Origin of the sequence: Streptosporangium minutum (genome assembly GCF_002149035.1) — a bacterium.
Classification (GTDB): domain Bacteria; phylum Actinomycetota; class Actinomycetes; order Streptosporangiales; family Streptosporangiaceae; genus Streptosporangium; species Streptosporangium minutum.
In genome coordinates this window covers 1-15624 of sequence record NZ_NGFP01000226.1, presented here as the reverse complement: position 1 = coordinate 15624, position 15624 = coordinate 1, and the positions used below count along the sequence as shown (strand labels likewise).

General features: G+C 69.5%; 13 protein-coding genes. 5 read left to right on the top strand and 8 right to left on the bottom strand.

What is annotated here, in order from left to right:
• Positions 1-130 precede the first annotated feature (130 nt).
• The 3 genes from CA984_RS34390 to CA984_RS34380 all read right to left on the bottom strand — a co-directional run bounded on the left by CA984_RS34390 (position 131) and on the right by CA984_RS34380 (position 4529).
• Complete coding sequence (locus tag CA984_RS34390; RefSeq protein WP_108724658.1) at positions 131-1537, bottom strand: NAD(P)/FAD-dependent oxidoreductase; 1407 nt, start codon at positions 1535-1537, stop codon at positions 131-133.
• A gap of 166 nt (positions 1538-1703) precedes the next feature.
• The gene (locus CA984_RS34385) at positions 1704-2459 is read right to left on the bottom strand and encodes an SDR family NAD(P)-dependent oxidoreductase (RefSeq protein WP_031168504.1); all 756 of its coding nucleotides are present in this window, start codon (positions 2457-2459) and stop codon (positions 1704-1706) included.
• Positions 2460-2948: 489 nt separating this feature from the next.
• The gene (locus CA984_RS34380) at positions 2949-4529 is read right to left on the bottom strand and encodes a 4-hydroxyphenylacetate 3-hydroxylase family protein (protein WP_031168506.1); all 1581 of its coding nucleotides are present in this window, start codon (positions 4527-4529) and stop codon (positions 2949-2951) included.
• A 469-nt stretch (positions 4530-4998) separates the two neighbouring features.
• Between CA984_RS34380 and CA984_RS34375 the strand changes: the two genes are divergently transcribed.
• The 4 genes from CA984_RS34375 (at position 4999) to CA984_RS34360 (ending at position 9363) form a co-directional block, all read left to right on the top strand.
• Positions 4999-6183: an acyl-CoA dehydrogenase family protein gene (locus CA984_RS34375; protein ID WP_242676330.1), complete on the top strand. Its 1185-nt coding sequence runs from the start codon at positions 4999-5001 to the stop codon at positions 6181-6183.
• A 53-nt stretch (positions 6184-6236) separates the two neighbouring features.
• Positions 6237-6668, top strand: coding sequence for an SgcJ/EcaC family oxidoreductase (locus CA984_RS34370; protein WP_086577604.1), 432 nt, complete (start codon positions 6237-6239; stop codon positions 6666-6668).
• Between the two features lie 14 nt (positions 6669-6682).
• On the top strand, positions 6683-8059 hold the full coding sequence (locus tag CA984_RS34365; protein WP_086577603.1) for a condensation domain-containing protein: 1377 nt from the start codon (positions 6683-6685) through the stop codon (positions 8057-8059).
• Positions 8060-8127: 68 nt separating this feature from the next.
• A complete protein-coding gene (locus CA984_RS34360) occupies positions 8128-9363 on the top strand; it encodes an acyl-CoA dehydrogenase family protein (RefSeq protein ID WP_086577602.1) in 1236 nt (411 codons plus the stop codon).
• Positions 9364-9410: 47 nt separating this feature from the next.
• Here the strand turns inward: CA984_RS34360 and CA984_RS34355 are convergent, their stop codons facing one another.
• Positions 9411-10187: a MerR family transcriptional regulator gene (locus CA984_RS34355; RefSeq protein WP_086577601.1), complete on the bottom strand. Its 777-nt coding sequence runs from the start codon at positions 10185-10187 to the stop codon at positions 9411-9413.
• A 4-nt stretch (positions 10188-10191) separates the two neighbouring features.
• Positions 10192-10356 (bottom strand): hypothetical protein, encoded by a 165-nt coding sequence (locus tag CA984_RS46615; protein ID WP_165781521.1) that lies wholly within the window; start codon positions 10354-10356, stop codon positions 10192-10194.
• 348 nt (positions 10357-10704) lie between these two features.
• Between CA984_RS46615 and CA984_RS34345 the strand changes: the two genes are divergently transcribed.
• On the top strand, positions 10705-11937 hold the full coding sequence (locus tag CA984_RS34345) for a serine hydrolase domain-containing protein (RefSeq protein WP_242676329.1): 1233 nt from the start codon (positions 10705-10707) through the stop codon (positions 11935-11937).
• A 390-nt stretch (positions 11938-12327) separates the two neighbouring features.
• Here CA984_RS34345 and CA984_RS34340 read toward each other — a convergent pair whose 3' ends face one another.
• The 3 genes from CA984_RS34340 to CA984_RS34330 all read right to left on the bottom strand — a co-directional run bounded on the left by CA984_RS34340 (position 12328) and on the right by CA984_RS34330 (position 15188).
• The gene (locus tag CA984_RS34340; RefSeq protein ID WP_086577598.1) at positions 12328-12696 is read right to left on the bottom strand and encodes a hypothetical protein; all 369 of its coding nucleotides are present in this window, start codon (positions 12694-12696) and stop codon (positions 12328-12330) included.
• A gap of 136 nt (positions 12697-12832) precedes the next feature.
• Complete coding sequence (locus CA984_RS34335; protein WP_086577597.1) at positions 12833-13384, bottom strand: dihydrofolate reductase family protein; 552 nt, start codon at positions 13382-13384, stop codon at positions 12833-12835.
• Positions 13385-13937: 553 nt separating this feature from the next.
• The gene (locus tag CA984_RS34330) at positions 13938-15188 is read right to left on the bottom strand and encodes a cytochrome P450 family protein (RefSeq protein WP_086577596.1); all 1251 of its coding nucleotides are present in this window, start codon (positions 15186-15188) and stop codon (positions 13938-13940) included.
• Positions 15189-15624: the final 436 nt, after the last annotated feature.

Sequence of the window (15624 nt, the reverse complement as noted above, 5' to 3'; positions counted from 1 at the left end):
GGCCGGAGGCGGGAGACGGCTGGGGGCCGTCAGGGGGCGGACAGCAGGAAGTGGTGACGAGATCGCCGGTCGTCCCGACCCTCGTCACCACTTCTCGGCTTCCCGTAGCGAGCCTTCGCCCACGGGCTTCCTACCCGACCGGGACCTTCCTCTTGGCGGGCGCCCCGGTCGCGGTGCTCTGCCGGGGGGCCGCGGCGCCCTTCCCGCCGAACAGCCCCTTCCACAGGATGCGCAGGAGGATGGCCGGGCGCATGAGCGACTCGGGACGCTCGACGAGGCCGGCCGTCCGCATGTAGGCGGCGGTGACCGTGCCGTCGCGCGACGCGGCCTTCTGGACCAGCGCCAGGAAGGCCTGCTGGACCCGGATCGCTACCGTGCGCTCCCCCTCGACGCCGGGGAAGCCGAGGTCCACGGTGTTCGTCATCTGCCACGGCGGGTCGACGACGTCACGGGCGAGGTCCCGGAAGTACTGGCCCGGCTGCGGCGCGGCGCCGCTGTGCAGGTGGTCGCGGATGGTCAGCGCCCCGAGCGCCGCCACGGTCATCCCCTGGGCGTACACCGGGTTGAAGCAGCACACGGCGTCACCGGTCACCAGCAGGCCGTCCGGCAGGCGCTCCATGTCCTCGTAGCGGCGCCGCAGGGTCGTCGGGAAGCGGAAGGCCACCGGCTCGTCGAGGGGCTCGGCGTGCTGGAGGGCGTCGTAGATGTCCGGAACCGCCAGCGACTTCACCCAGGCGTAGAGGCCGGCCTGGTCGGTGGGCGGGTGGTCGCCGAGGATGCCGTAGGTGGTCAGCTCGACCCGGTCGCCGTCGGTCTTGGTGAAGATCGCGCCACGGGGCAGCTTGGCCGACGCGACGGGGTTGATCGACAGGTCGCCGTGGTACGGGTCGGCGAGCAGCCGGTAGTGCTGGGTCACGTAGCCCAGGCCGATCTTCTTGCGGTCCTCCTTGACCCGCGGGTAGCCGAGGTCCTCCAGCCAGATGGGGGTGCGCGAGCCCCGGCCGGTGGCGTCGACCACCAGATCGGCGCTGATGACCTCCTCGACGCCGCCCTCCTCAAGGCTCTGCACCCGCACGCCGTTGACCCGGCTGCGGTCCGGCGTCGTCTCCAGGCCGAGGATGTCGTGCTTCTCGACGAAGAGGACGTTGGACAGGACCTGCGTCCGCTCGCGGATGTGGCGCTCCAGCATCGGCCGGCTCGCGGCGACGCACACCAGGCCGGCGTTCTGCTGCTTCACCCGCTTGCCGTTGAAGTACCAGCGCACGTCCCCGGCCAGGTCCCCGGTCGGCACGCCGTCCGCGAACAGCTCCTCGGTGATTCCGGGGAACAGCTCCTCCATGACAAGCTGGCCGCGGGCGAGCAGCCCGTTGATGTGCCGTCCCTGCGGACAGCTACGTCGCGGCCCCTCCACCCCGACCAGGACATCGCGGTCCACTATGAGCACTTCGTCGTAAGCATCGGCGAGCACCCTGGCCGCGAACAGCCCAGCAAGGCTTCCGCCGAGCACCACCGCGCGAGTATTGGTTGTATCGCTCACGGTTACCTCCTCAAATCCCGGATTTGGATCATGCGTCGCCGAAGGGATGTATCGATCCGCCGATCCCTGACTTCCCCGCTACCGCCGGCCGCGAGCCCGGCCCTGCCCTGTCGGCCGCCGACCCCCGGCGGCAGCCGGGGGCCGGAGCGAACGGGAGGATGACCGGTCAGCTGGGGACCGAACCGACCAGGCCACCGTCGACGACGAGCTCCTGACCGGTGATGTACGACGCGCGGGGCGACAGCAGGAAGACGACGGCGTCGGCGATGTCCTCGGCGTGGCCCAGCCGGCCCAGCGCCACCTGGCTCCGGAAGAACTCCTGCACCTGCTCGTTGCCGCCGGTGACGGCATCGAACATGTCCGTCGTGACGTGGCCGGGTGTGACGGTGTTGACCCTGATGCCCCGCTCGGCCAGGTCGGGGGCGAAGGTACGGGCCAGGTTGAGCACGGCGGCCTTGCTCGCCGCGTACACCGAGGCCAGGCCGACGCCGCGGTGCACCAGCCACGACGCGTTCAGCACGATCGACCCGCCCTCGTCGAGAAGCGGCAGGGCCTTCTGGACGGTGAAGAACGTACCCTTGAAGTTGGCGCCGACCACCTGGTCGAAGTCGGCCTCGGTGACGTCCGCGGTGCGTGCGGACAGCGCGACCCCGGCGTTGGCGAACACACCGTTCAGGCGGCCGAACCGCTGCTGAACCTGGGCGATGAGCCCATCGAGGTCGCCGGTGCGTGCCACGTCGGTGGGTACGGCGAGCACCTTGTCGCCGGCGTCGAGGTCCTTCACGGCAGCCTCGAGCCGATCGCTGCTGCGCCCGGCGAGCACCACGCTCGCCCCGGCGCCTACGAGTCGTCGCGCGGTGGCCAGGCCTATGCCGCTGCCACCCCCAGTGACCAGTACGGTCTTTCCTTCAAATTCGGACATGCCATTAGCATCACATCCGTCTGTTATGCGAGGCATCTCCTGTGTTGCGGTGTATTCTCGCCCGACATTTGACTTTTCCGCGGCCACCACTGCGTGATCGGACATTGTCCCGCGAACACTTTCTGTCGCACGTGCCGCTTTCTCGATACGGATGCTCTCCGGCACGCATGGAGCCTTTTCCGCGCGTTCAGCGTTTTCTCCGCACAAACCGCTGTCCACGCGAACGGCCTTTTCCGCGCGCGGATCCTCCGCCGCCCCGGCAATTCTCGTCACATGAACGGCCGTTCTCCCGCGAACGGCCGTCGCCACATGAACGGCCGTTGTTCCGCGTGGGGCCGTCGCAACGTGAGCGGCCGTTGTTCCGTACGCGGCCGTCACCACATGGGCGGCCGTTGTCACGCGGCCGACCGTTGTCACGCGGCCGGTCTCCGCCCATGGCGGGGCCGACGTCGCCGGGGGCGGCTCCATCAGGCGGCCCGCGACCGGCGCTCACCCATCGAGGAGGCCGTTCCTGGCGTGCCACAGGTCTCCGGAGGTGGACAGGTCCGGCACCGTCCAGCCGTCCAGGTCGTACTCCCCCAGGCACTCGTCGACAAAGGCCTTGTAGTCGTCGACCTGGCCGTTGGCGAGCTGCCCGAACAGCAGTTCCACGCGGGTGTTCTCGTGGTTGCCGGCGTAGTTGCGCTCGTACAGCTCGTGCCGCCCGCCGAACTCGCTGCCGACCGCGTCCCAGAGCAGCTTCATCAGCTTGACCCGCCCCATGGCGTCGACCCCGCCCGAACCACGGACGTACTTGTCCAGGTAGGGCCGGATGTCCGGGTTCTTGAAGTCGTCGGCGCTGGAGTTGACGTAGATCAGCCCGCTGGCCACGTCCTGCAGGATGATCTCCCTGATCCTCGGGTAACCGACCTGTGAGAACCACCGGTAGGCCATCCCGTACTGGGGGTTGGGCAGGAGCGCGCCGTTCTTCCACTCGACCGGGTTGCGCACTGCCGCGTCGGAGAACGCCCAGAACAGGTTCCGCCACGCGAGGACCTCGCCCAGCCGGCTCTGCACGCCCCGGAAGTCCGCGGTGCCGGTGATCTCCAGCGCCTTGGCCAGTAGGCCGGCGATGAACTCCAGCTTCACCGCCAGGCGCGTGCACCCGTGGAAGGTGAAGCGCTCGATGAACCCGGACTGGCCGGTGAAGAGCTGGACCTTGCCCAGATCCCCGTAGATGAACACGTTCTCCCACGGGATGAGCACCTTGTCCAGCACGAGGATGGTGTCGTTCTCGTCCAGCCGCGAGGAGAGCGGGTAGTCGAACGGGCTGCCCATCACCGCGGCCGTGGCGGAGTAGGAGGGGCGGCAGATCAGCTTCATCCCCGGCACGCCCATCGGCACGGTGGCCACCAGCGCGAACTTCTTGTCCTTGATCGGCAGGCCGTAGTGGGCGATGAAGTTGTAGTGGGTGAGCGCGGACCCGGTGGCGACGACCTTGGCCCCGCTCACGATGAGACCGGCGTCGGTCTCCTTCTCCACGTGGATGAACACGTCCGCGACCTCGTCCGCAGGGCGGCTGCGGTCGACCGGCGGGTGCACGATCGCGTGGTTCCAGTACAGGACCTTCTCCTGCGACTCCCTGTACCAGCGCCGCGCGTTGTCCGCGAAGGGCTCGTAGAAGTCGGCGTTGGCGCCGAGCGTGCCGAGGAACGACGCCTTGTAGTCCGGGCTGCGTCCCATCCATCCGTAGCTCATGCGGGCCCAGGCGGCGATGGCCTTCTGATCGGCCACGAGGTCGTCCACGCTGCGCGGCGTGGTGAAGAACCGGTGGGTGTAGCCGTCGCTCCCGGTGTCCGTCGGCGCGGTGAGGACGTCACGCTTGTCCGGGTCGTGCAGCGCGTCGTACAGCCGCGCCGTCATGCGGACGGGGTTGCGGAAGGCCGGGTGCGAGGTGACGTCCTTGACGCGGTCGCCGTACAGGTAGATCTCACGGTCGTCGCGCAGGCTCTCGATGTACTCGTCGCCGGTCAGAGGACGCGTCTTCCGCCGCGCTCCGGTCGTGACGGCGGCATCCTGAAGATCGGTCATCGGGCTTCTCCCTCTTCTCGCAACTCAACTCCTGCATGAATCGGTGGCTGTCGAGCGTTCCTGACCGACGGGACGTGCTCGGAGAAGTTCGCGATCGTCCGCACGCGCGCCAGCAGAACTCGGGAAACGCCGAAGCCTGAGCGCTCCGGACGGCGCGTCCGGCTCGACGGTGTCGGCGGGCGCGTCGGCATTCTGCTGTAGGTTCCGATGCTGGCATTCGGAGGCGGCGCGCGGCTTCTCCCAGGTTGCGAGATCCGCGCGCCGCCATTTCTCCGGCCCATCGGCCCCGGCTCCGGAAACCGTTCCTGAGCGGGGATCCTCCACCTGGTGCGCCCCGCCGGGACCGACGGCCGGCAATCCATTCGCAATCCAGAAGATGCGTCCGCCGGGCCGCCGGTGCGACCGTCGGATGGTTAGCATCGGCGGACCGGTGCGGCGGCCCTTTCTCGTCTGAATTCCTTGGGAGGAAATGGTGTTGACGACCGATGCCCCGACGCGGGAGCAGCTTGTTCGTCGCGCGTCCGAATTGCTGCCCGTTCTTCGGAAGAACGCGGTCTGGTCGGAGGAGAACCGGCGCATTCACGACGAGTCGATCGAGGCACTGGCCGACGCCGGAATCTTCAAGATGAGGGTGCCGGCCCGCTACGGCGGATACGAGTCCGACACGCGCACCCTGGTCGACGTGGCCGCCGAGCTCGGCCAGGCCGACGGCTCCACCTCGTGGGTGGCGTCGGTCTACACGATTCCGACCTGGATGACGTGCCAGTTCCCGGACGCGGTGCAGGACGAGGTGTTCTCGACCCCGGACGTGCGGGTGTGCGGGACGTTGAGCCCCACCGCGATGGCCGCTCCGGCCGACGGCGGGGTCGTGGTCAACGGCAAGTGGGCGTTCATCAGCGGCGCCCTGCACAGCCACTGGCAGGAGATCGTGGCGATCCTGGTGCCGCCGGCCGGTGAGCCGTACCCGATCATGGCGCTGGTCCCGCTGTCGGATCTGCAGATCGTGGACGACTGGCACACCTCGGGCCTGAAGGGCACGGGCAGCGTCAGCACGATCGCGGCCGACGTGTTCATCCCGGCCGAGCGGGTCCTGCCCCTTCCCATGGTGTTGCAGGGGCAGTCCGCCTCGGCGCTGAACGCCGGCTCCCCCATCTACCGGGCTCCGCTGCTCCCCGTCGCCTCCGCCTCCTCGGTCGGAACCGTGCTCGGGCTGGCGAGGGCCGCCAGGGAGGCGTTCTTCCAGCGGCTCCCCGAGCGCAAGATCACCTACAGCGGCTACGCGAGCCAGGCCGAGGCTCCGCTGACCCACCTGCAGGTCGCCGAGGCCGCGATGAAGATCGACGAGGCGGAGTTCCACGCCCACCGCCTGTCGACTCTGGTGGACACCAAGGGCGTCGAGAACGCGCCCTGGACGCTGGAGGAGCGCGCCAGGGCACGTGCCGACATGGGCGCGGTGTGCCGGCTCGGCAAGGAGGCCGTGGACATCTACGCCCTGGCCAGCGGCGGCTCGTCGGTCTACAGCAGCCAGCCGATCCAGCGGATCGCGCGCGATGTCCAGGCCGTCAACCTGCACGCCCTGATGCATCCGAACACCAACGCCGAGCTGTACGGGCGGATCCTCTGCGGCCAGGAGCCCGACACCCTCTACCTCTGACCGCCACCGGCCTTCCGCATCGACTCAACGGATCGACTCAACGGAGAAGGAACATGACCACGACCGCCCCCGCATCCACCATCACGGGTCCCTCCGCCGACGACCAGGCCGCCGTCGCCGCCATCCCGCAGCGCATCATCGCGGCCTGGGCCGGCCACGACGGCGCCGCCTTCGCCGACGTCTTCACCGAGGACGGGTCGATGATCCTGCCCGGCGTCTACCGCAAGGGCCGCGACGACATCCGCTCGTTCATGTCGCAGGCGTTCGCCGGGCCGTACAAGGGCACCCGGGTGACCGGCCGGCCCATCGACATCCGCTTCTTCAGCGCCGAGGCCGGGGTGCTGATCACGCTGGGCGGCGTGCTGGCGCCCGGCGAGACCGAGGTCTCGGACGAGCGGGCCGTCCGGGCCTCCTGGGTGGTCGTCAAGCGGGACGGTGAGTGGCGGCTCGCCGCCTACCAGAACAGCCCTCGCGGCGACGCCTGAGAGGCACGGGCACCATGACTGTTCACGAGACGACGCATGCGCCGGACGACCTGGAGATCCGTACTCCGCTCGCCTTCAACCAGGAGTTCCTGTGCGCGTTCGACAACGGCGAGGCCGACGGGGCCTTCGGTAACCGGCACACCCTGGTCTTCGGCTGGCGGCTCAGCGGGGCGGTCGACACCGGCGCGCTGCAGGGGGCCCTGGACGACGTGGTGGCACGTCACGAGGCGCTCCGCACGTCGATCGTCCGCGGCGCCGAGGAGCGGTACCAGAGGATCCACCCGCCCGGCTCCGTCGAACTGGTGGTCAGCGACCTCCCGGCGGACGACCCCCGCCCGCGTGACGTCCGGGCGGAGGAGTTCCTCAACGAGCTCGACGCGGGCACGTACAGCGTGGGGAGCCTCCCCCACCTGCGGGCCCGCCTGGGGCGGTTCGACGACAACGACGCGGTGCTCGTGCTCGTGCTGCACCACACGGCGGGCGACGCGTGGTCGATGCAGGTCATCATCCGCGACCTCGCCGCCCGCTACGCCGCCCGCCGGGGATCGCAGGCCCCCGCCCTCCCGGACGTCCACCAGTACGGGGAGTTCGCCGTCTGGCAGCTGGAGAGCGCGGGCGGCGCCGAGATGGGCAGGGCGCTCGAATACTGGGGGGAGAAGCTGCGCGATGCCCGCATTCTCGCCATCCCCACGGACCGGCCGCGCGACGGCGGGCTCACCAACGTGTACGCGGCGCACCGCTTCGTGTTCGACGGGGAACTGACCTCCGCGACCCTGAAGTTCTCCAAGGCGGCGCGGAGCTCGGCGTTCATGGTCATGGTCGCGGCCTACAACGTGCTTCTGCACAAGAAGACCGGGGTCACCGACATCGTCGTCCCGACGTTCACCTCGGGCCGATCCGACGAGCGCTTCATGGAGACCGTCGGCCCCATCTTCAACTACCTCACGTTGAGGACGGACATCACCGGCTGCGAGACCTTCCGCGAGGTGGTCGCGCGGACCCGCGCGACCTGTTTCGAGGCCTACGGGAACGACATCCCGTTCCCGCTGATCGCGCACGGCAACCCCGGGCTCGTGAGCCCGTTCGCGGACGACGGCGTGGCCGTCGTCGCCTTCGAGGTCCTCCAGGCTCCGTCCGAGGTGGAGGAGGCGATCGGGGGCCTGACGTACTCCGAGATACGGCGGCGGGTGCTGCCGCAGCCGCTGAGCTCGCACATTCCGAACGGCGCGCTGTGGGCGATGGACGTCCTCCCCTCGGGGGAGATAGCCGGGAGCCTCAAGTTCGACCGCAACCGCTTTGACGAGAGCACGATAGTCGACCTGGTGTCGGACTTCCGTCAGGTGCTGTGGAACGCGGTCACCGGCCCCGACCGGCCGCTGCGGGAGATCTGAGTCCCGCGACGCGGCCACCGTGTCACCGCTCGTGAGCCAACCATCCGAGATAGGGGATGTGCGCAGCAATGACAGCCGTCACCAGTGTTCCCGAACACGCATTTCCTTCCCCGCCCGAGCCGCGACTCACTCCGGCGGAGATCATCGCGAGGGCCGAGGCGATCGCACCGACCCTGATCGGCCGCCAGGCCGAGACCGAACAGCGCACCTTCTACGCGCAGGACACCCACGAGGAGTTCGCGAGGGCCGGTTTCTACCGGATCCTGGTCCCCCGGCGTTACGGCGGCTACGAGTTCGGGACCGACACGTTCCTGCGCGTGGCGATGGCGCTCGCGCGCGGGTGCCCGTCGACCGGCTGGATGTACCTTTTCGGCGCCGCGCACGCGCTCGCGGTGGCCACGCTGTTCGACGAGCGGGCGCAGGCCGAGCTCTTCAGCTCCGGTGACTTCATCTGCCCCGCCACGGTCGCGCCCAGTGGCACCGCCGAGCGTACGGCCGACGGCTGGGTGATCAACGGCGTCTGGTCCTACGCCTCCGGCTCGCCGTACGCCACGCACTTCATCGGTCACACCCTCGTGCCGCAGGCGGACGGGCAGCCGCCGGCCCCTCTGCTGTTCATCGCCCCGCGCGACCAGTGGAAGCGCCTGGACGACTGGGGGCAGCAGCTGGGGCTGAAGGGGAGCGGATCGCACAGCGTCGCCATCGTCGACGGGCACGTCCCCGACCACTTCACCCGCGGTTTCCACATGAGCCAGGTCACCGTCACCGAGGGCACACCGGGCCGCGCGCTGCACGGCAATCCCGAGTACGGAGGCGGGCCGCTCAGCTTCATGCTGCTCGAACTCGGCGCCCTCGCGGTGGGCATGGCGAAGGGAGCGCTCGACGCCTACGAGGACCTGATGCTGACGCGGACGACGATCTACCCGCCCATCGTCCTGCGCGTGGAGGATCCCGACTTCCAGCTCAGGTACGGCGAGGCCACCGGAATGATCAGCACGGCCGAGGCCGCTCTCCTGAACGGGATCCAGCAATGGCGTGACACGTGCGCCGAGGGCCCGGAGGCGTTCACCAGGGAACAGGAATGGCGGCTCGCCACCATCAGCCGGGAAGTGGTCCGGCTGTGCTGGCGAGCGGTCGAGGGGGAGCTGTTCCCCACCGCCGGTTCCAGCTCGGTCCGCCACGGTGACCGCATCGAACGTGTGTGGCGTGACATGTCCACGCTTCACAGCCATGCCGGATACGCCGTCGTCCTGAAGAGCATGGCGAACCGGGAACTCACCAAGGCCCGGTTCAACATCGAGTAACCGCGGCCGCCGACGCGAACGGGCCGCCCAGCCTTCTGGGCGGCCCGTCACTGATGCGGGATGTCGATTCCGGCCGCGCGCAGCTCCGCCTCGACCAGCGCGTTCAACCGGGCGATGGCCGGCTCCTGGTCTTCTCGGTGGTGGTTGACCAGTCCGTACCGGGCGGCGGCGTCGGACCGGTTCCCGGACCTGGTCGGCATCGCCAGCACCGCACGGTTGGCCAGCAGCTTGCCGGCCAGCGCGGAGGCCAGCTTCTCGATCCGTGGGTCGTCCGGATCCCAGAACCTCGCATCCAGGCCGCGCTTGGTCAGCTCGACGAACTCGGAGTCGCCGAGCGAATGTTCGAGCTGGGTCAGGAAGCTGTCGAAGATCTCCGGAATCAGCGCCCGGGCCAGCACCAGAGCCTCCCGCTGAGTGGCCACGTAGTCGGAACCGAAGCCGAGATCGGCGAGTCGGTCCAAGAGCGCGCAGGCCCGGTCGGGCAGCAGGGCCCGGTCGCCATGGTCGAGCCGGTGCAGCGTGTCGCGGCGCGCGATCAGGTCCTCGATCCGTTCGGTGAGCCGACGACGGACGTCGTCCAGGGCGACGGCGAACCTCTCGGGATCGGCGTCGAGCAGGTCACCGATCTCGGCCAGCGGCACGCCGGCCCCGGCCAGGGTCCGGACCTGGACCAGCCGGAGCAGGTCGGCCGACCGGTAACGGCGGTAGCCGGAACCGTCGCGTTCCGGCTCGGCGACCAGGCCGAGGCGGTGATAGTGCCGCACTGTCTTGATCGTGACGCCGACGAACGCCGCCGCCTGACCGATCGTGAGCCCGTCTGCCATCGGCTCAGCGGACCCGCAGATCGAGGGCGGCCGGATCGTGGGCGGCTGCGGTCTCGCGGACCGCGTCGGCGACGGCGACGGCGACGGCGCAGAAGTCCTTGCGCAGGATCGAGCCGTGGTCGCCGGCGACCTTCGAGCTTGCCTTGAGGCACGGGTTGCGGACGATCACAGGGGCGAGGATAGCGCGCGTCTGTTCAAGCTCATCACCCTTGTCGCCGAGGCCGGCACCCGGGCGACCACGTACCGCACCGGGACGGTCGACGTGTCGGGGGCCGGGCCGGAGGCGGCGTGGAGTGCGCGGGACTCGATGGCGATCTCGGCATGCCGGCCGGCGCGGACCGCGGCCAACGCCTGGTCCAGGCCAGGGATTCTTGCGATCAGTGCCGGTCAGCCCGTAGCCGCGACAGGGGTTGACCTTGACCTTGGGTCAGGGCGCACGCTCATCGCATGGCCGCCTCGAAGGGGCCGGTAGCCACCAGGGCCGCCGTGGGATCGAACACTGTAGACAAGGACTTTCATGATGGGTACGAGCAACAGCGGCTTCTCCGAAGCAGGGCTGCGCAGACTGCGCGACGTGCTGGCACGGCATGTCGAGTCCAAACGGATTCCCGGGCTGGTCGCCCTGGTCAGCCGGGGCGGCCAGACGCACGTCGAGGCGATCGGGACGATGCGTCATGACGGTGGCGCGCCGATGCGCCGGGACACGATCTTCCGGATGGCCTCCACGTCCAAGCCGGTCACGATGGCGGCGGCGATGGTCCTGCTCGATGAGTGCAGGCTGCGGCTGGACGACCCGGTGGATCCGTGGCTGCCCGAACTCGCCGACCGCCGGGTGCTGAAGCGGCCCGACGGCCCGCTGGACGACACCGTGCCGGCACGGCGGCCGATCACCGTGCGGGACCTGCTGACCTCCACCTTCGGGCTCGGGGTGGATTTCGCGTTGCTGGACTCCCCGATCAGGGCCGCGATCTTCGAGCGGACCGACTACAGCGTGGCATCCGGGCCGGCGCCCGAGCCGGACGAGTGGATGCGCCGCCTCGGCGAGCTGCCGCTGTCGTACCAGCCCGGAGAGCGGTGGCAGTACGACCTCAGCAACGAGGTGGTCGGCGTGCTCGTCGCCAGGGTCACGGGCCGGCCGTTGGAGACGTTCCTGCGTGAACGCGTCCTCGATCCGCTGGGGATGAAGGACACCGGTTTCCACGTGCCCGCCGGCAAGATCGACCGGCTGCCGCCCCTCTACGGGCCCGATCCGCAGACCGGAGAGTTCACCGTGTGGGACGAGGCGGCAGGCGGAAGGGTCAGCCGGCCTCCGGCGTTCCAGGGCGGCGGCGGCGGGCTGGTCTCCACCGCCGACGACTACCACGCCTACTTCCGGATGCTGCTGAATCACGGGATGCACGGGAGCGAGCGGATCTTGTCCCGGCCCGCCGTCGAGCTGATGACCACCAACCGCCTCACGCTCGAGCAACAAGCCGCCCGGGACGCCATGTACAGGAACATCGTCCATCTGTCGGCCGGCCAGGGGTCGCAGGGCGGCTGGGGCTTCGGGATGGCGGTGCGCACCTACCGCCGCGACTACGCGCCCATCGGCCAGTTCGGCTGGGACGGCGGTACCGGCACCACCGTCCACGCGGACAGGACCAACCAGCTCACCGGAGTCCTGCTCACCCAGGTCGGGATGTCCACCCTGGATTCACCGCGGGCTATCCACGACTTCTGGGCCACGCTCTACCAGGCCATCGACGACTGACAACGAGGTCGCCGAGTTCGGCGTGGCCGGTCCACATGCGCGGACGCCGGGCAGAGCGGGCACAGCCGCTTCCGGCAGTGCAGGGACGCCGGCGACTTCGCAGCCCTGCTGGAGGGCCTGGTCGCGGAAGCCGCACAACGCGGCGAGGTGGACTCGTCCCCGGCCGGCGGGGACTCCGCCACCGCCCGGCCCCACCACGACGCCGCCGGGACGCACCTCGGCCAGGACGTCCCAGCAAGATCCACGTCACTCTGCAGGCTTGGCGAGGCATCGCCGTCCGCTACGGCAAGACCCCTGAGAACTACCTCGCCGGCCTCCGCCTTCGCGCCACGATGATCTGGATCAAGGACCTCACCCGGACCACCCCTTGATCACAACCAGATACGCGCCCTAGTCGGCGGGGCGGAAGCGCATCGCGGACCACGTGTCGTCCACCGACACCTGCCCGATGGGGCGCATCCCGTGCTCGACCATGATCGTGGCCAGGCTCTCGCGGTTGATGTCGGCCCGGTTCGCCTTGGGGTAGGCCACCCACAGGGCGTTCTGCCCGCCCAGCCGCCCCTCCTGCGCGCTGAGGATGTCGCGCAGCGAGCCGACGTTCTGGGCGAAGATGAGAGCGGTCGCCGCCTGGTCCGGCCCGTCCGCCTGGTGCACGTTCTCCGGGAGCGGCTGGATGAGCTCCAGGTAGGAGGAGTCCGAGGACCAGACGGCGGTGTCCGGCTTGATGAGCAGCTTCTGTGCGACGGACTTGGTAGCCATGGCGCGTTGTCCTTTCAGTCGGTGGTGCCGTCCCGGACGGCCCACCCGGCTCAGTCGGTGGTGCCCCGTGTCCCGGGACGGCCCACCCGGCCGGGCGACCGGGCGGGGCCGCCGGGTCACCGGCGGCACGGTTGCCTTACTTGTCTGCCAGTCCGTAGGTGAGGTAGAGGACGCCCGTGCTGAAGGTCTGGGAGTCGATGAGCTTCAGGGGCACCTGGTCGCCGCCGTCCTCGAACAGGCGCTTGCCGGAGCCCACGACGATCGGGTGGACCAGCAGCCGCAGCTCGTCGAGCACGCCGGCGCGCAGGAGCGAGCGGACCAGGGTGGCGCTCCCGGTGATCGAGATGTCCTTGCCGGGCTGCTCCTTCAGCTTGGTGAGCTCCTCGACGACGTTGTCCTTGATCAGGGTCGAGTTCTGCCACTCGACCTTGTCCAGGGTCGTGGAGACGACCAGCTTGGGCGTGTCGTTCATCTGGTCCGCGAGCTGGTTGCCGGTGCCGGCCTGGCTCGGCCAGTAGCCGGCGAACTCCTCGTAGGTCCGCCGTCCCAGCAGCATCGTGTCGGCCGCGGCCATCTGCGCGCCGACCGCCGCCCCCATCTCGTCGCTGAAGTAGGTGAAGTGCCACTTCTCCGGCGACTCCGTGACGCCGTCCAGCGACACGAACAGACCTGCGGCGATCTTCCTCATTCTGATCTCCTCGTACTGTCATCGTGAATGTCGGTTGTCACACGGTGTCCGGCGACCGCTCCGCCGCCTCCGTAGCGGAGAAGTGGGCCGCCCACGTGCGGTGGGGGTCGTGTGGCGCCCCGGAGGGCCTCCGCCGCGCCGGGCCGTACCTCGGTGTCCGGAGGGGGCGGCGCCGCCTGCCGGGAGCCCACGCGGGGCCGGCGGCGAGCTCGCTCGCGTCCGGGGGAGGGCGGGCGGCCGGCGGCCCGGCCTCTCCGCTCCGGCGGGGCCTCTGCCACCGCCGGGTTCTCCGGCACCACCGTCTGGAACATGCGACGATCGTCCTACCGACAATAATATTTGTCAAGGGCAAAAAAATCGTCCGGCGGGCAGGCCTCGTCATGACAGCCCGCCCGCCGTTTCGCGCGTACGCCGATCGTCCGGCCGGCCCGCTCCCGGTGGTCCGGAGGTCTCACCGCGCGATCCCATGGGCCCATCCTTCGCCCGCCCGCCCTCCGGCGCTTCTTCTGGCGTGCTGTGTTCCGGATGGGCCCGCCGGATCCTCGTGTGCCGGTCAGCGGGCGGCGGCTCCGACGGCCACCGGGGCGGTCAGGCGGACCGGCAGGGCGCGATGACCGTTCATGATGAACGTCGGCAGCGGCTCCAGGTCCTCCCGCCCGACGGCGAGGCTCAGCTCGGGGAAGCGCTCGAACAGCGTGGACAGGCCGACCGTCGCCACCAGGCGGGCCACGCCGGTACCGAGGCAGTAGTGCGGGCCGTGACCGAAGGACAGGTGCTCCTTGTCGGCGCGGGTGATGTCGAAGCTGTCGGCGCCCTCGCCGTGCAGGGCCGGGTCACGCCCGACCGCGCTGTAGTTGATGAGGATCGGGTCGCCCCGGGGAATCGTCACGCCGTCCAGTTCGATGTCCTCGACCGCGTAGCGCAGGGGCAGGTGCGCCAGGGGCGACTCCACCCGGAGGGTCTCGTCGATCACGTCGTCCCACGAGGCGAGCCCGGACCTGACGAGCTGGAGCTGGTCGGGGTGGGTGAGCAACGCGGTGATCGCGTTGTCGAAGAAGTTGATCGTGGTCTCCGAGCCGGCGCCGAGGATCGCGAAGATCGTGTCGGTCAGCTCGACCTCGGTCAGACGCGAGCCGTCCTCGTCCCGCGCGGCGATCAGGTCACTGGTGATGTCCTCGCCCGGCTCCAGGCGCTTGGCGGCGATGAGGTCCTCCATCGCGCCCCGCCAGCCGGCCAGCACGGCCTGGGCCTGCTCGGGGGTGACGGTGGTGTCCACCATCATGTCGATGACCTTGGCCGTCTTCACGCGGGCGTCTTCGGACATGCCGATCAGGTCGGCCACGAGACGGGCGGGCAGCGGGTAGGCGAACCGCTCCCGCAGGTCCACCACCTCACCGGGTCCGGCGGCCTCCAGGGCGTCCACGAGCTGGTTGGTCAGCTCCACGATCCGCGGCCGGATCGCCTCGGTACGGCGCGGCGTGAACGCCTTGCCGACCAGCCTGCGCAGGCGGATGTGGTCCTTGCCGTACGCGGTGACCATGTTGTCCATCGCGATCCAGCTGATCATCTCCCAGTCCGGCGGGATCTCTCCGTTGATGAAGGCCGGCCAGTGGTTGCGGGCGCTCTTGGTGACCCGCGGGTCGGTCAGCATCTGCTTGATCACGGCATGGCTGTTGATCGACCAGGCGAGCACGCCACCGGGGAGCTCCACCTGCGTCGCGGGGCCCTGTGCCCGCAGGCCGGCGGCTTCAGCGTGGATGTCCCGGCCGGTGGTGTCGAGGGCGACGGGGCAGCGAATCTCCATGGATCTCTCCAAGATCTCGTCGGTAGGGCAAGTCGGGGTGCCAACACCAGCGAAACGCGTCACGGGTATCGAGGACGGAGCAGGAATTCTGGAAGGGTGTCCGGTGGCGATTGAGCCCCGTCTGCCGTGCCGGGGGATCGACTCCCGAGCCGGGTGGTCACGCCCCTTTCCGCCTCGACGTCTGCAGTCGTCGAGGCGGGAAAGGAATTCGAATCTTCTTCCTCCTCTTGAGGCTCAAAGCTATTCAATGCGGACCACATCGATGAGTAGGCCGGCCGGGGTCTCCGAATTCGAAGCCCTTCTCCGCTGTCGCGCCGGCTTTTCTCTCGATTCCAGCTACACAGGCAGCGTGTCATCCGCCCGTTCGCCGACGCATCTTCCGGATTGCGCTCCCCGGACCGCACCGCTCTTTCCCGCCGGCCACGCGCCTTTTCCC

What these genes read in the sequence shown, in the direction of transcription:
- CA984_RS34385 (WP_031168504.1), bottom strand. Translation starts at nt 2,459, where the DNA reads ATGTCCGAATTTGAAGGAAAGACCGTACTGGTCACTGGGGGTGGCAGC.
- CA984_RS34380 (WP_031168506.1), bottom strand. Translation starts at nt 4,529, where the DNA reads ATGACCGATCTTCAGGATGCCGCCGTCACGACCGGAGCGCGGCGGAAG.
- CA984_RS34375 (WP_242676330.1), top strand. Translation starts at nt 4,999, where the DNA reads ATGGTGTTGACGACCGATGCCCCGACGCGGGAGCAGCTTGTTCGTCGC.
- CA984_RS34370 (WP_086577604.1), top strand. Translation starts at nt 6,237, where the DNA reads ATGACCACGACCGCCCCCGCATCCACCATCACGGGTCCCTCCGCCGAC.
- CA984_RS34365 (WP_086577603.1), top strand. Translation starts at nt 6,683, where the DNA reads ATGACTGTTCACGAGACGACGCATGCGCCGGACGACCTGGAGATCCGT.
- CA984_RS34360 (WP_086577602.1), top strand. Translation starts at nt 8,128, where the DNA reads ATGACAGCCGTCACCAGTGTTCCCGAACACGCATTTCCTTCCCCGCCC.
- CA984_RS34355 (WP_086577601.1), bottom strand. Translation starts at nt 10,187, where the DNA reads ATGGCAGACGGGCTCACGATCGGTCAGGCGGCGGCGTTCGTCGGCGTC.
- CA984_RS34345 (WP_242676329.1), top strand. Translation starts at nt 10,705, where the DNA reads ATGATGGGTACGAGCAACAGCGGCTTCTCCGAAGCAGGGCTGCGCAGA.
- CA984_RS34340 (WP_086577598.1), bottom strand. Translation starts at nt 12,696, where the DNA reads ATGGCTACCAAGTCCGTCGCACAGAAGCTGCTCATCAAGCCGGACACC.
- CA984_RS34335 (WP_086577597.1), bottom strand. Translation starts at nt 13,384, where the DNA reads ATGAGGAAGATCGCCGCAGGTCTGTTCGTGTCGCTGGACGGCGTCACG.
- CA984_RS34330 (WP_086577596.1), bottom strand. Translation starts at nt 15,188, where the DNA reads ATGGAGATTCGCTGCCCCGTCGCCCTCGACACCACCGGCCGGGACATC.